The 15,031-nt window shown below is 50.2% G+C and carries 17 protein-coding genes; 1 reads left to right on the top strand and 16 read right to left on the bottom strand.

Features of this window, described 5'->3' with window-relative positions:
- Nucleotides 1-64: 64 nt before the first annotated feature.
- From adhE to B5E62_RS08620, 4 genes are all read right to left on the bottom strand, one after another.
- Entirely contained in the window at nucleotides 65-2,686 is a 2,622-nt protein-coding gene (adhE, locus tag B5E62_RS08630; protein WP_087174194.1) for a bifunctional acetaldehyde-CoA/alcohol dehydrogenase, read from the bottom strand.
- A gap of 341 nt (nucleotides 2,687-3,027) precedes the next feature.
- The gene (locus B5E62_RS08625; protein ID WP_330398085.1) at nucleotides 3,028-3,864 is read right to left on the bottom strand and encodes a GntP family permease; all 837 of its coding nucleotides are present in this window, start codon (nucleotides 3,862-3,864) and stop codon (nucleotides 3,028-3,030) included.
- Between the two features lie 29 nt (nucleotides 3,865-3,893).
- Nucleotides 3,894-4,022, bottom strand: coding sequence for a hypothetical protein (locus B5E62_RS17530; protein WP_330398073.1), 129 nt, complete (start codon nucleotides 4,020-4,022; stop codon nucleotides 3,894-3,896).
- Nucleotides 4,023-4,061: 39 nt separating this feature from the next.
- A complete protein-coding gene (locus tag B5E62_RS08620) occupies nucleotides 4,062-5,675 on the bottom strand; it encodes a mannitol dehydrogenase family protein (RefSeq protein WP_087174193.1) in 1,614 nt (537 codons plus the stop codon).
- A gap of 234 nt (nucleotides 5,676-5,909) precedes the next feature.
- Between B5E62_RS08620 and B5E62_RS08615 the strand changes: the two genes are divergently transcribed.
- Nucleotides 5,910-7,046: an ROK family transcriptional regulator gene (locus B5E62_RS08615; RefSeq protein ID WP_087174192.1), complete on the top strand. Its 1,137-nt coding sequence runs from the start codon at nucleotides 5,910-5,912 to the stop codon at nucleotides 7,044-7,046.
- A gap of 85 nt (nucleotides 7,047-7,131) precedes the next feature.
- Here the strand turns inward: B5E62_RS08615 and rplQ are convergent, their stop codons facing one another.
- The 12 genes from rplQ to rplO all read right to left on the bottom strand — a co-directional run bounded on the left by rplQ (nucleotide 7,132) and on the right by rplO (nucleotide 15,020).
- Nucleotides 7,132-7,668, bottom strand: coding sequence for a 50S ribosomal protein L17 (rplQ, locus tag B5E62_RS08610; protein ID WP_087174191.1), 537 nt, complete (start codon nucleotides 7,666-7,668; stop codon nucleotides 7,132-7,134).
- Between the two features lie 252 nt (nucleotides 7,669-7,920).
- A complete protein-coding gene (locus B5E62_RS08605) occupies nucleotides 7,921-8,880 on the bottom strand; it encodes a DNA-directed RNA polymerase subunit alpha (RefSeq protein ID WP_033124798.1) in 960 nt (319 codons plus the stop codon).
- A 51-nt stretch (nucleotides 8,881-8,931) separates the two neighbouring features.
- Nucleotides 8,932-9,528, bottom strand: a complete 597-nt coding sequence (rpsD, locus tag B5E62_RS08600; RefSeq protein ID WP_087174190.1) for a 30S ribosomal protein S4 — start codon at nucleotides 9,526-9,528, stop codon at nucleotides 8,932-8,934.
- Between the two features lie 95 nt (nucleotides 9,529-9,623).
- Entirely contained in the window at nucleotides 9,624-10,019 is a 396-nt protein-coding gene (gene rpsK / locus B5E62_RS08595; RefSeq protein ID WP_033124796.1) for a 30S ribosomal protein S11, read from the bottom strand.
- A 224-nt stretch (nucleotides 10,020-10,243) separates the two neighbouring features.
- Entirely contained in the window at nucleotides 10,244-10,612 is a 369-nt protein-coding gene (gene rpsM, locus B5E62_RS08590; RefSeq protein ID WP_076780581.1) for a 30S ribosomal protein S13, read from the bottom strand.
- Between the two features lie 322 nt (nucleotides 10,613-10,934).
- Nucleotides 10,935-11,048: a 50S ribosomal protein L36 gene (rpmJ, locus tag B5E62_RS08585; RefSeq protein ID WP_003022746.1), complete on the bottom strand. Its 114-nt coding sequence runs from the start codon at nucleotides 11,046-11,048 to the stop codon at nucleotides 10,935-10,937.
- Nucleotides 11,049-11,217: 169 nt separating this feature from the next.
- The gene (gene infA / locus B5E62_RS08580; RefSeq protein ID WP_004607275.1) at nucleotides 11,218-11,436 is read right to left on the bottom strand and encodes a translation initiation factor IF-1; all 219 of its coding nucleotides are present in this window, start codon (nucleotides 11,434-11,436) and stop codon (nucleotides 11,218-11,220) included.
- Between the two features lie 6 nt (nucleotides 11,437-11,442).
- On the bottom strand, nucleotides 11,443-11,706 hold the full coding sequence (locus B5E62_RS08575) for a KOW domain-containing RNA-binding protein (RefSeq protein ID WP_087174189.1): 264 nt from the start codon (nucleotides 11,704-11,706) through the stop codon (nucleotides 11,443-11,445).
- Nucleotides 11,693-12,478, bottom strand: coding sequence for a type I methionyl aminopeptidase (gene map, locus B5E62_RS08570; protein ID WP_087174188.1), 786 nt, complete (start codon nucleotides 12,476-12,478; stop codon nucleotides 11,693-11,695). Before map ends, B5E62_RS08575 begins: the two co-directional genes overlap by 14 nt.
- Before the next feature lie 4 nt (nucleotides 12,479-12,482).
- Entirely contained in the window at nucleotides 12,483-13,127 is a 645-nt protein-coding gene (locus B5E62_RS08565; protein WP_087174187.1) for an adenylate kinase, read from the bottom strand.
- Between the two features lie 136 nt (nucleotides 13,128-13,263).
- Nucleotides 13,264-14,580: a preprotein translocase subunit SecY gene (gene secY / locus B5E62_RS08560; RefSeq protein WP_087174186.1), complete on the bottom strand. Its 1,317-nt coding sequence runs from the start codon at nucleotides 14,578-14,580 to the stop codon at nucleotides 13,264-13,266.
- Nucleotides 14,580-15,020 (bottom strand): 50S ribosomal protein L15, encoded by a 441-nt coding sequence (gene rplO / locus B5E62_RS08555; protein WP_087174185.1) that lies wholly within the window; start codon nucleotides 15,018-15,020, stop codon nucleotides 14,580-14,582. Before rplO ends, secY begins: the two co-directional genes overlap by 1 nt.
- Between the last annotated feature and the right edge of the window lie 11 nt (nucleotides 15,021-15,031).

The raw sequence follows: 15,031 nt of genomic DNA, 5'->3' as shown, positions 1-15,031 counted from the left end.
CCACCGCAAAGAAGGCGCCCCTTTCGGGGCGCCTCCTCTTTGTGAGAAAAACTTATGAGAAAAACTATTTGCCGTAATAGCATTTGAGATAGATTTCTTTCATTTCCTTCATCAGCGGATATCTCGGGTTTGCACCTGTACACTGGTCGTTGAAGGCCTGCTCTGTCATCTCATCCAGCGTGTCGAGGAAGTACTTCTCGTCGATGCCGTACTCCTTGATGGACTTCTTGATGCCGATCTTCTCCTTCAGGTCTTCCAGCCTTGCGATGAAATCGTCGAATACCTCTTTATCCGTATTGCCCTTGCAGCCCGCATAGCGTCCAAGCTCCGCGTAGTCTGCCAGCGCATGGGGATACTGATACTGTGAGAAGGTTCCCATCCTTGTCGGAACTTCCTCTGCATTGTACTTCATGACCTCGGTCAGGATCACAGCGTTTGCGATACCGTGGGGCAGGTGGTGGAACGCGCCCAGTTTGTGAGCCATGGAGTGGTTCAGTCCGAGGAATGCGTTTGCGAACGCCATACCGGCCATGCAGGAAGCGTTTGCCATTGCCTCGCGGGCCTTCGGATCCTTTGCGCCGTTCTCGTATGCGGACGGCAGATTGTCAAATACCATCTTAACAGCCTTCATGGAGAGACCCTTTGTGAAGTCTGTAGCCATGATGGATACATAGGACTCGATGGCATGTGTCATAACGTCGATACCGGATGCGCATGTCAGTCCCTTGGGCTGTGTCATCATGTTGTCCACGTCTACGATCGCCATATCAGGCAGGAGCTCGTAGTCAGCGATAGGCCATTTTACGCCAGTCGTCGCATCTGTGATGATGGCGAAGGGTGTCACCTCGGAACCTGTACCGGAGGAAGTGGGGATAGCCACAAAGTAAGCCTTCTCGCCCATCTTCGGGAAGGTGAATACCCTCTTGCGGATATCCATGAAATCCATAGCCATATCAGCGAAGTCTGCTTCCGGATGCTCGTACATTACCCACATGATCTTGCCGGCGTCCATGGCAGAGCCGCCGCCCAGCGCGATGATCGTGTCAGGCTGGAAAGCCTTCATCTGCTCTACGCCCTTCTGTGCGCACTGCAGTGTCGGGTCCGGAGCCACCTCGTAAAAGCATGTATGCTGAATGCCCATCTGGTCCAGCTTCTCCTCAATCGGTTTCACGTAGCCGTTCTGATAGAGGAAGGTATCTGTAACGATGAATGCTTTCTTCTTGTGCATGATCGTTCCCAGCTCATCCAGGGCAACCGGCATGCAGCCTTTCTTAAAGTAGATCTTTTCTGGTGTTCTGAACCACAGCATATTCTCTCTCCTCTCGGCCACTGTCTTAATGTTGATCAGATGTTTTACTCCTACGTTCTCTGATACGGAGTTGCCGCCCCAGGAACCACATCCAAGAGTGAGGGATGGTGCCAGCTTAAAGTTGTACAGGTCACCGATACCGCCCTGTGAAGAAGGTGTGTTGATGAGGATACGGCATGTCTTCATTGCAGCCGAGTGCTTTGCGATCTTCTCTGTCTCGGAGGGATCGATATACAGCGCTGATGTATGTCCGTATCCGCCGTCCTCTACCAGCTTCTCAGCTTTCTCGAGCGCCTCGTCAAATGTCTTTGCCTTGTACATGGCAAGTACAGGTGACAGCTTCTCGTGAGCGAACTCCTCGGAGATGTCCACAGACTCAACTTCGCCGATCAGGATCTTCGTGTTTGCAGGAACCTTCACTCCAGCCATCTCTGCGATCTTCACGGCTGACATTCCGGGGATCTTGTTGTTCAGCTTGCCGTCGATGATGATGGTCTTGCGGACCTTGTCAAGCTCCTCGCCTGGTTTCAGGAAGTAGCATCCGCGGTAAGCGAACTCCTTCTTCACTTCCTCGTAAACGCTCTCCAGGACGGTCACAGACTGCTCGGATGCACAGATCATACCATTGTCGAATGTCTTGGAATGGATGATGGAGTTAACTGCGTTCTTGATATCTGCTGTATCGTCAATGATAACAGGTGTATTTCCAGGTCCAACACCTACGGCAGGTTTCCCGGAGGAGTACGCTGATTTGACCATTCCGGGGCCGCCTGTCGCGAGGATCAGGTCAGAGTCTTTCATGACTGTTGTGGTCAGTTCCAGTGAAGGAGCGTCGATCCATCCGATGATCCCCTCAGGTGCTCCTGCCTTTACAGCGGCATCCAGAACGACCTTTGCAGCCTCGATCGTACATTTCTTTGCAGCCGGATGCGGGCTGATGATGATCGCATTTCTCGTCTTCAGACAGATCAGTGTCTTAAAGATTGCTGTAGAAGTCGGGTTTGTAGTCGGAATAACAGCCGCTACCAGTCCCACAGGCTCAGCAATCTTCTTGATGCCGTATGCCTTGTCCTCCTCAAACACGCCGCAGGTCTTTGTGTGCTTGTATGCGTTGTATGTATACTCAGCCGCGTAATGGTTCTTGATGACCTTGTCCTCTACAAGGCCTCGCCCGGTCTCCTCCACTGCCATCTTGGCAAGAGGGATACGCATCTTGTTGGCCGCCATAGCTGCCTCAAAGAAGATCTTGTCTACCTGCTCCTGTGTGTAGGTTGCGAATACTTTCTGGGCCTCTCTCATTGCCTTCATCTTTGCTTCGAGAGCTTCCACGCTGTCAATAAAAGTTGGTACCACCGCTTCTTCTTTCTTTTTCGCCATTTTGGTTTCCTCCGTAAATAGTTTTTCGTTGTTTTCTTCAACCTGGGTTAAGTATACAGGATTGTTAAATATTTGTCAATAACTTTTTGATATTTTTTTAACAAATATTTTCCTCTTTGTTTTTCTCAATGTTCTCGTTTCTTTTTGCAGTTGCCCTCCTTTATCTATTTGTTATGACTTTAGTGAGTGTATTCTATCATACTTTTCTTCATTTGTAACTACTATTTCGAAAAGTATATTATTTAACAATAAATAAACTGTTAATAATTATTTTTTTCACAATCTTTGGCACAATTATAGTCACTTCCTATTTCAATAGTTCTGTGGATGTTTCTCCTTTTCTATGCAAACAGGCTGATAACGACCGCACAGGCCAGACCCGTTACCCCTATGAGGGTCTCCATGACTGTCCACGACTTCAGTGTGGTCTTCTCATCGATTTCAAGCAGAGAGCTGACCAGCCAGAAGCCCGAGTCGTTTACATGGCCGAAGGCGGTAGCGCCTCCGTTGATGGCACACACCATTGCTGCCAGGTACAGCGGGGAAAGCCCTGACACCGCCGGCATGGACGCCATGATACCGGCGGCCATTGTCATGGCCACCACGGCAGCTCCCACAGAGGCTCTTATCAGAGCCGCGATGAGAAAAGCCACTAAGATCAGCGGAAGGCCGCTCTCTTCCAGCGCAGGTCCGATGATTTCTCCCATTCCGCAGTCCTGCAGCACCCAGCGGATGATTCCGCCGCCTGTGATGACAAGAAGGATCTGCCCTGTGGGCTTCAGAGACCGGTCCAGTATCTGTTTGAGCTGGTCGCCAGAGTAGCCCTGTCTTTTCCCCAGAAAGAGCATGGCCGCCAGCACGGCGATGATGAGGGCCACAAAGGGAGTCCCCAGGAACTCAAGCACCGGGCGCGCAGGGGCAGGGACCGGCATATACTCGGAGACTGTGCTGCACAGGATCAGCACCAGGGGTATCAGAACAATGGCAAGCACGGAGCCGGCCGACGGCGGGATAAAGGCAAACCCGGTGGCCAGTCCCGCCAGCAGCGGAATGACATACAGAAGGGTAGATTTCTTTGTCTTCCTGGCCAGTCCAAAGGCCAGGGGGATGAGGATCACCACACCCGCCTCAAAGAAGACGGTTGTCCCCACCACAAGTCCGGTCATCCCAAGAGCTATCCCCGCTTTCTTCTCCCCCAGACGGCTGATCAGCGCCTGGGCAACGCACTGGGCTCCCCGGAGGTCTCAAGTATTCCTCCAAAGAGAGAGCCAAGCCCGATGAACAGAGCCGAGATCAGCAGTCTGGCCGGATCTGCGGCAAATACTGGTTCCGTCATATTTATCTCCTTTTCCCTTTTCAAATCCGGATACTCCGATTACATGTATTTGTCGATAGTGGCTCTGACAGCGCCTCTTCCTGCGATCATCTCCCGGAACATTCCTTCAATCTTCTCGCCCAGGCCGTTTTTATAAAGGTCAGTAAAGAAAATCTTCTCGTTGGAGAGAATGGGCCGCAGCTGGTCTTTCAGCGTCTCCGGCTTTCCGATCACAACGTCCTTCAGGGCCTCCGTTATCTCGTCTGCCATCGGGTCCGGAGCCAGTACGTAGAAGTTCCCCTCGTCATCTACAGCCATCATATACCGCAGCCATCCGGCAATGCCCAGCGCAGCGCCGACAAGCCGGCCGGCGCTGCCGTACCTGGCCGTGTAGGCCTTCACCGTCTCACCAAAACGGACGCCCAGTCCCTGTGACTCGTCCGTAGCTATGCGCAGGTTTGTATCCAGAAGATATTCATTCACAAAGCGGACATGGAATAGTTCATCTGCAAATGCCTCAGGGCTGATGATACCCGGGTCAGGACACACCGGAAGTCCCTCCCCGTATGCCACGGTCCTTCCCAGCTTCATCAGCTTTGGATCGCGGTTGATCATATGGGCAAAATACTCTTCGCCCAGCAGTACGCCCAGGGGAGCCAGGGCGGAATGAACCGGATTCAGAAGTGCCGTGACCTTCATCCGCTCAGACTTATTTACAGTCTCCCGTTCCCCCATATAGACTCCTTTTCCCTTCTCAAGCGCCGGACGCCCGTTGGGGAAGCGGTCCTCAATGACTAGATACTGGGGATCCTCCCCATTGACAAAGGGTGCGATGTAGGTCCTTCTAGATGTCTCGACGGGCCGGATGTCTTCCACGCCCAGTTTCTCCAGGTCTGCGGCGATATCCGGGTTCGGGCGGGGTGTGATCTTGTCGATCATCGTCCATGGAAATGCAATGATATTTTCATCTCTCACATAAGCGGCAAATCCTTCGTCCACATAGCCTCTCTTCAGCCATTCATCTGTCATGGTCAGGACCGCGCTGCGAAGCAGGCTTCCGTTCTGCGAGCAATTGTCCATGGAGACAAGTGCCAGGGGCGTCTTTCCGCTGCGGTAGCGCTCCAGCAGCATGGCAGTGACTACGCCCATAGCTCCGCCTGCCTTCTCAGGGCCGCTCTCAATGTCCGCCTGCACAAAGGAAAAGTATTTTCCACTGGCATCTGTCAGCGCGTACCCCTTCTCGGTAATAGTAAAAGAAACCATCTGCAGGGAAGGCGAAGCAAAAATCTTCTTCAGCCGGTCCCACTGGTCAGGGTCGCTGCTCTGCGCCTTGACTGCCTCGCCAAAGCAGCCCAATACCTTGTAATCCCTCTTCCCATTTTCATGCAGGATAACACTGAGTCCCAGGTTATCGTATGGGCGGTATATTTTGTCCACTACCTCGTGGTCGAACGTCTCCACACAAGTCAGCGCTGTGTCCATGTCACCGTTCTCCAGCATGCCATCCGCGATCCCGCCTATAAAAATGCGGAAGATATTGCCAATCCCAAAATGCGCCCACCGGGGCTTCTCTCTTTCCTTCTCCGCAGCTGCCTGCACGTCGTAACCCGGCAGGGTGATCCCTGCATTTTCCCATTCTTTCTTTTCCTTAATTCCATTCCATGTAAGTTTCATACTTTTCTCCTTTACGCTTTTACTTTTGACTTACGCTTATATCTAAGTTATAAGTTAATTATAAAATCCTCATATCTATATGTCCATGGACGGAATATATAATTTCAAAATTCATTTTTTGTCTATTATTACTATATTCCGTCTTCTGTTTGCTTTTCTGACTTTACTATATTAAAATATAGTCGTCACTTAATATTATGACTCATACTTAAGTTGGAAATTAAGGAGAGTATCATGGCAGAAAAAAGTGTTACTACCATTACCTTAAAGAAAATAAACAAGAAAAATGTCTATCAGTACATTTATCGGAAAAGGCAGACCTCCAAGCAGCAGATTGTGCAGGACCTGCAGATGGGGCTGTCCACTGTCAGCCAGAACCTGAATGTGCTGGAGCAGGAGGGGCTGATCGAGAGAAACGGATATTTCGAGTCCACAGGCGGACGCAAAGCACAGGTCATCCGCGTCGTCCCTGATGTGAAGATTGCTGTCGGAGTCGGTCTCTTGAAAGACATGTTTCATGTCATAGCTGTCAATCTGTACGGCCAGCAGCTGTCTTCCGCCACCTTCCCTCTTCCCTACAGCAGCACAGACGATTACTATGAAAAGGTTGCAGGAAAAATTCAGGAATTTATTCTGGAGCACCGCTACAAGCCTGACCAGATACTGGGCATCTCCTTCGCAACCCAGGGCATAATTTCCCCGGACGGCGCCTGCGTCACCTACGGAGCAATCATGGACAATTCGGACATGGTACTCTCCGATTTTGCCTTGCGCCTGCCCTATCCGTGCCATCTTGCCCACGACTCAAAGGCTGCCGCCTATCTGGAGCTGTGGAACCGTCCCACTCTGGACAGTGCCGTGGTCTTTCTTCTGAACCACAACCTGGGCGGAGCCGTCATTACTGGACATGCGGTCCATCCGGGAAGCTCCATGCACAGCGGCACTCTTGAGCACATCTGCATAGATCCGAAGGGCCCCCTCTGCTACTGCGGCAGCCGGGGCTGCCTGGAGACCTACTGCTCTGCAAACGCTCTTGAGAGCGCTGCAGGCATGAAGGCAGAGGACTTCTTTCCGCTTTTCCGGAAAAAGAGGGATGAAAGACTTGTCAGGCTGTGGGAGGACTATCTGGACCACCTTGCCTTCGCCGTAAAAAACCTGAATATGATCATCGACAGCCCGGTCATCCTCTGCGGTTATCTGGCGCCCTACTTTGCACAGGAGGACCTGGACTATATCCTTGACCGCATCAATCTGTCCACTCCCTTCCCCCTGTCCCGGGACAAGCTGATCATCGGGACTCACGGACAGTACACTCCCGCAGCGGGAGCAGCCTTGTTTTATATCGAACAGTTTTTGCAGCATTCCATCTGACCCGGTCAGGTATGGAGCAGGCATAAAAAAAGAGTTCCGCTGGAACTCTTTTTTATACCTGTTTATCGATCTGCCGGGTGCTCTATTATACGAGCTCGATCAGGACCTCCATGGCAGCGTCACCCTTACGCTGGCCAATCTTGATGATCCTTGTATAACCACCATTGCGGTCTGCGTACTTCGGTGCGATCTCGTCAAATAATTTTGCTACCATATCAATCTCTTTTGTGTTTTTCTTTCTTCCGGCTGGTGTCTTCGGAACCTCTGTAACAGGGCACAGAACCTTCAGCATCTGACGTCTTGCGTGAAGTCTGGAAGGCATATCCTTCTTGATCTTCTTCTCTACTTCGTCATATACTGTAACCTTCTTTCCGTCAACAACTTCCTTTACTCTCTTGCCATCCTTGTCCTTGCGGGCAACCTTAGCCTTAACAGTAACCTCCTCGAAGTTGTCCTTCTCCTTTACTGCCAGCGCGATCAGCCCCTCTGCGATCTTGCGGATTTCTTTAGCCTTTGCCTCAGTTGTCCTGATCTTTCCGTTGTTTAAGAGAGCTGTTACCTGGTTTCTCAGTAATGCTTTTCTCTGGCTTGATGTTCTGCCGAGTTTTCTATATTTTGCCATTTTTCTTATCCTCCAATATTTAACATCTGGTTATGCATCTTCGGGCTTACTAGCCAAATGCCGCCGCCACGCATCTTTGGGCTTACTGGCGGCTGGGCGTGGTTATACTTTTATATAACAGGGGTTAAAGAGGTAGTTCTCCGAACTAGAACTCGAGCAGCGCCGCAGGCGCAGCTTGCTCTCGTTAAGTTTCGGAGAACGGAATTCGCACTAACCTCAAGCGTCGCCTTCGGCTCGCTTTCGCTAAGTGCTCTATTCCTCACCCTGGCTCAGCTCTAAGCCGAGTTCTTTTAATTTTGCCAGCACTTCCTCCAGGGATTTGCGTCCCAGGTTGCGGACCTTCATCATGTCCTCAGGTGTACGGTTGGTCAGCTCTTCCACTGTATTGATGCCTGCGCGCTTCAGACAGTTGTAGGAGCGCACGGAGAGCTCGAGCTCGTCAATGCTCATCTCGAGAACCTTCTCCTTCTCGTCATCCTCTTTCTCGATCATGACCTCAGCAGCCTGTGCCACCTCGGACAGGTCGATAAACAGCTTCAGGTGCTCACTGAGGACCTTAGCGGCAAGGCTGACAGCCTCGTCCGGATGAAGCGTGCCATTTGTCCACACATCAAGTGTCAGTTTATCAAAATCTGTGATCTGTCCCACACGGGTATTCTCAACCGTAAGATTGACTCTCTCAACAGGTGTGTAGATCGAGTCGATCGGGATGACCGCGATGGGAAGGTCTTCGTTTTTGTTTTTATCAGAACTTACATATCCTCTGCCCTTTGTGATAGTCAGTTCCATGTAAAGCTTGCTGTCCGCTCCGCCATTTAAGGTAGCGATGACTGTCTCCGGATTCATGATCTCAATGTCTGAGTCCGCCTGTATATCAGCACCAGTTACGACACCCTCTCCTTCGAACTCGATGTAGGCTGTCTTTGGTTCGTCTGTCTCAGATGTATTCTTTATAGCCAGAGATTTCAGATTCATGATGATCTCTGTGACATCCTCTTTCACACCCGGGATAGAACTGAATTCATGCAGCACACCGTCAATCTTCACCTGGCTGATAGCAGCTCCGGGAAGAGATGAGAGCATGATCCTTCTAAGAGAATTTCCAAGTGTTGTACCGTAACCTCTCTCAAGAGGTTCTACTACAAATCTTCCATATCTCTTGTCTTCTGACATTTCTGTAATTTCGATATTTGGTTTATTGAAATCAAACACTATATAGTCCCTCCTTATGGGCTGATAATTTACTGAGGGTTAATTCTCTGACTAGTTCTTAGAATACAGCTCGACGATCAGCATCTCGTCTACAGGAACGTCAATCTCATCGCGTGTCGGAAGCTCTTTTACAGTTCCCTTCAGAGCCTCATGGTCCACCTCGATCCATGCAGGTACGAGACGCCCGCCTGTAACCTCCACGATATCTTTGTATCTCTGGGAACCTTTGCATTTCTCTTTGATCTCGATCACATCACCTGCTTTGACAAGGTAAGAAGGAATATTTACCTGCTTTCCGTTGACCAGCACGTGCTTGTGGTCTACGATCTGTCTTGCCTCGCGGCGTGTTCTTGCAAGACCCATGCGGAACACTACATTGTCAAGTCTGGACTCAAGCAGGACCATCAGGTTTGTACCTGTCATGCCCTTCTGCTGTTTTGCCTTCTTATAGTAGTTTCTGAAAGGCTTCTCAAGAACGCCGTAGATGAATTTAGCTTTCTGCTTCTCGCGCAGCTGCAGCGCATACTCGCTCATCTTTCTGTTTGATCTCTTTAACTGTCTGTTAGACTTTTTGTCAATTCCTAAATAGACTGGGTCCATGCCAAGTGAACGGCATCTTTTAAGAACCGGAACTCTGTTTACTGCCATGTTTTTGCTTTCCTCCTGATTTCTAGGGATATTGAAATCCAATTCACTGTTTGTGTCGTTAATATCTTACTCAAACCCGAAACACAATACGAAGACTAGACTCTTCTGCGCTTCGGCGGGCGGCATCCGTTGTGGGGAACCGGTGTTACGTCTCTGATGCTCGTAACGTCAATCCCACATGCCTGAAGGGCGCGGATTGCTGCCTCTCTTCCTGAACCAGGTCCTTTTACCATAACATCTACTGTCTTTAAGCCGTGTACCAGAGCTGCCTTTGCCGCTGTCTCAGCTGCCATCTGTGCTGCATACGGAGTAGATTTCCTTGAACCTCTAAATCCCAGACCACCAGCACTTGCCCATGACAGAGCATTTCCCTGCGCATCTGTTAATGTTACGATCGTATTGTTAAAAGATGACTGGATATGTGCTTGTCCGTGTTCAACGTTTTTCTTGACACGTTTCTTTGTCACTTTCTTTGTAACTTTCTTTGCCATTTAAACTAACCTACTTTCTTGAAATTTGCTTCGTTTGACTTTTATAAGGTAGTTCAGACCTGCGGCCTGAACAAAGAAATACTCATACACTTTCATCGTGCAGAGGGTTCGCTCAACTATGCTCAAGCTGCACTCTCCGAGTTTGCTTTCGCTAAGGTTCGCGAACGGCCTCGCGCTAAAATTCGGGCTTCGCCATTGCTCGCCCTCATCAAGCTGCTTTCGGCCTACTTCTTTTTATTAGCAACTGTTCTCTTAGGACCTTTTCTTGTTCTTGCGTTTGTCTTTGTCTTCTGTCCGCGAACCGGGAGTCCTTTTCTGTGGCGGATACCTCTGTAGCATCCGATCTCCTGTAATCTCTTGATGTTCAGCGCGATCTCTCTTCTCAGGTCACCTTCTACCATCTGTGTCTCGTCGATCACTGCACTGATCTTCTTTACATCCTCATCTGTCAGATCTCTGCAGCGGATGTCCGGATCAACTCCTGCCTCTTTCAGAATACGTGTCGCGCTCGGTCTTCCGATACCGTAAATGTAAGTCAGTCCGATTTCTACACGTTTGTCTCTTGGTAAGTCTACACCTGCAATACGAGCCATGTGATTTTCCTCCATTTGATCTTTGTTGTTTAATATTGTCCTAAATTGAGGCTGTGGGCACTGGTTCAACCTCCTGTTCCCTACCAGAACAAGGCAGACCTCTCTCTGCCTGAAAATGTGTTCCGATATCCCAGCCCAGGCGTGTCGGTATTCACGCCCTTTCCGGCAACCGATCTCTCATCGGCCAATGACCGCCGGTATTGTAAGCAATATACTAGAAACTCCTCAGTGGATCATCCACGCTCAGTCGGTGTTTCATGTATATTAAATAGTATGAGCACTGCACACACACCCTGGCGTGTCATACTATCAGCCGCCCAAATTAACCCTGACGCTGTTTATGCTTTGGGTTCTCGCAGATAATGCGAATGCTTCCTTTTCTCTTGATCACTTTGCATTTTTCGCAAATTGGTTTTACTGATGATCTAACCTTCACGTCAAATCCTCCTTTCATCCACTGCCTGCTTGGTTCCAAAGCGCTTTTACCGGAAATCCCGTAACAAGGCATAAAAATCCCCGGGAAACGCGCCTATATAGTATAGCACTGCAACTCAAGCAAAGTCAATAGATTTTCCGGTTGTTTCTAAGATAATTTTACAGCTTATTTACTTGTCTCTCCAGATGATCCTTCCCTTGGAGAGGTCATAGGGTGACAGCTCCAGTGTCACTTTATCCCCCGGCAGGATCTTGATAAAATTCATACGCAGCTTTCCACTGATATGGGCCAGCACCTGGTGCCCGTTCTCCAGCTCCACCTGGAACATTGCGTTTGGCAGTTTTTCCACTACGGTTCCTTCGATTTCGATAACGTCAGCTTTTGACATGTCTCCTTACTCCTCCTGTTTTCCTTTTTCCTGGTTCAAGTAGTTTTTCAGTATCCTCTTTACAGCCACATCATCCGGTTTGTATTCCCCGCATATAATGCAGACAGGCTGCACGTGCTTTTTCTTCTTTCTCTTCGGGTGATCCACTGTGCGGAGCCTGCCGTCTGCCAGATAAACATATGCGCTGTCGCTTCCTATTATAACATATATTTTCCCCGCATCATGCCCCGCCAGCGATCTGGCCAGCATTCCTGTCTTATATCTCTCCATCCTGCTTCCTCTCTCCATACGCCGACAGGGACAGCAGCACCGGCTCGCCCTTTGTAATGAGCACTGTGTTCTCATAGTGTGCTGAGAGAGAATGATCCTTCGTGACGACAGTCCAGTCGTCATCCAGCCACTCCACCTCCCAGGTTCCCATATTGATCATGGGTTCGATCGCCAGCGTCATGCCCTCTTTGAGGAGGACTCCCTTTCTCCCCTGCTCATAGTTGGGTATCTCCGGCGACTCGTGGAGATTCGTGCCGATCCCGTGGCCGCACAGGTCTCTCACCACTCCGTAACCCCTCTCGCTTGCATATCGTCCGATGGCAGACGATATGTCAAATAGATGATTGCCCTCTTTTGCGTACTTTATACCTTCAAAAAAGCATTCGCGGGTCACATCGATCAGCCTGCGGGCATCCTCGTTGATATGGCCGATGCCGTAGGTCCTGGCCGCGTCAGAGTGGTATCCTTTGTAGATGACGCCGGCATCCAGGCTCACGATATCTCCCTCCCGGATAAAGCGGTGAGGGCTGGGTATACCGTGTACGACCTCCTCATTTACGGAGACGCAGATGGAAGCCGGATATCCGTTGTAGTTCAGAAAGGAGGGTACGCAGCCGTAGCTGCGTATCAGCTCCTCTCCTATCCTGTCTATATCCAGGGTAGTCATTCCAGGACGAAGCTCTTTTGCCAGTTCATCGTGGACAGTCTCGAGTATCCTTCCCGCTTCTGCCATAAGCTCGATCTCTCTGGGTGATTTTATCGTGATCGACATGCTCTTACGCTCCTAAAATATCCACAATAGCCTGGAATACATCGTCGATATCCACCGTGCCATCCACAGTCCTCAGGATGCCCGCCTTTGTGTAGTAGTCGATCAGCGGCTGTGTCTGCTCATGGTACACATCCAGTCTCTTCTGCACGGTCTCCGGCTTGTCGTCGTCCCGCAGGATCAGCTCGCCGCCGCATGTGTCGCAGATGCCTTCCTTCTTTGTGGGCGCATATTCGATGTGGTATGTAGCCCCGCATCCTACACAGGCTCGTCTTCCGCCCATGCGGCGCACGATGTTTTCATCAGGCACATCCACGTCGATCGCGTAATCCATCTTCTGTCCCAGCTTTTCCAGGGCGTCTGTCAGAGCCTCCGCCTGGGGGATCGTCCTTGGGAAGCCGTCCAGCACGTAGCCGTTCTTGCAGTCCTCCTGGTTCACACGGTCCACAACAAGGTCCACAACAAGCTCGTCAGGCACGAGCAGGCCCTGGTCCATGTATGTCTTGGCCTTCTTTCCCAGCTCTGTCCCATTCTTGATGTTTGCCCGGAAAATGTCACCGGTAGAGATGTGAGGGATTTCGTACTTTGCAGCGATTTTCTTTGCCTGGGTTCCCTTTCCGGCACCAGGCGCGCCCAACATGATAATCTTCATATGTCACTTCCTCCTTATAGCATTTTAACCCGCGAAAATTTTTCCGCGAGTTTAAAACTGAAGCATGCCCGGCTCATATGCCAGCGATGCACAGATCGCATCCTGGCACTTTGCCTCAGGCACAGCCCGAAGGGGCTTAACTATTTAAAAATCCTTTATAATTGCGTACCAGCATCTGTGACTCGATCTGCTTGATCGTCTCCAGGATGACACTGACGATGATGATCAGTGACGTACCTCCAAAGGAGACGTTAGCGCCCAGCCAGCCGTTAAAGAGTATAGGCACGACCTGCACAAGGATCAGTCCACATGCGCCGATAAAGATGATGTAATTTAAGATCTTCGTGAGATATTCAACTGTCGGTTTGCCCGGGCGTATACCGGGGATAAATCCGCCGCTCTTCTTCATGTTATTTGCGATCTCCATTGGATTGAAGGTAATGGATGTATAGAAATAAGCAAAAAACACGGTCAGGATGATATATACCACCAGGCCCCATGAATACTGGAGCTGCTGCGGATTACACCAGTTTGACTGGTTCAGCCCGCGGAGGATCTCACTTCCAATGCCATCCCCATCGCCCTTTCCAAGAAAGGTAGCGATCAGAATGGGAGTCTGCATCAAAGAGGATGCGAAGATGATCGGGATCACGCCTGCAGTGTTCACCCGGAGCGGGATGTAGGTGGACTGTCCGCCAAACATCCTGCGTCCCTGCATTTTCTGTGAGTACTGTACAGCAATCCTTCTCTGTCCATCCTGCAGAAAGATAACGAAAACGACAAGCGCCAGGATGATCGCAAGGATGATCAGCGCTGCCAGTCCGCCGGATGCAAGGCTCTTTCCCTTTACAAACTGTTCATAAAGAGTAGCCATATCACTGGGGATACGGGAAATGATGTTTATCACGAGCACGATAGAGATACCGTTTCCAACACCCTTCTCCGTGATCCTCTCGCCGCACCACATAAGGAAGGCACTTCCGGCTGTCAGTGTCAGCACGACGATGGCCGCATTGACAAAGTTAAACTCTTTAAGGAGTCCCTGACGTCCGAATCCCACAGCCATAGCCGTAGACTGGATCAGTGACAGGACAACAGTCAGATAACGGGTGATAGCCGCAATCTTCTTTCGTCCGTCTTCCCCATCCTTATGCATCTCCTCCAGCTTCGGGATCGCAATGGTCAGTAGCTGCATAATGATGGATGATGTAATATATGGTGTGATGCTCAGAGCAAGTACGGACATCTGTTCAAAGGAACCACCGGTGATGGCGTTAAAGAAATTGAACGCCTCACCAGTGTTCTGCGCAAAGAAGTCCTGGATGAAATCCGGATCCACACCAGGTGTGGGCAGCTCAGATCCGATCCTGATCACGACCAGCATCATGAGCGTATACAGGATCTTCTTTCTGATATCCGCGATCTGAAATGCCCTTCTCACTGTCTTAAACATTAGATCACCTCTGCTTTTCCACCAAGAGCCTCTATTTTAGCCGCAGCGCCAGCGCTGAATGCATTTGCCTGAACTGTAAGCTTCTTTGTCAGTTCACCATTTCCAAGGATCTTTACGCCATCCTTAGGATTTTTCACAATGCCTCTCTCGATGAGTGTATCTACAGATACAACAGCATCATTGTCAAATACCTCAAGAGCGCTCACATTGATACCAACGATCGTCTTGCTGTTTCTGTTTGTGAAGCCTCTCTTCGGTATTCTTCTATATAATGGCATCTGTCCACCTTCAAAACCTGGTCTTGTGCCGCCGGAACGGGCTTTCTGTCCCTTGTGTCCCTTGCCGGCAGTCTTGCCGTTTCCGGAGCCGTGTCCACGCCCTCTTCTGAAGTTGTTGCTCTGTTTTGCTCCGTCAGCAGGTCTTAAATTTGATAAGTCCATTATGACACCTC

Origin of the sequence: Lachnoclostridium sp. An118, assembly GCF_002160985.1 — a bacterium.
GTDB lineage: Bacteria > Bacillota > Clostridia > Lachnospirales > Lachnospiraceae > Claveliimonas > Claveliimonas stercoravium.
The sequence above is the reverse complement of the archived record's forward strand: the minus strand, read 5'-3'. Positions and strand labels throughout refer to the sequence as shown.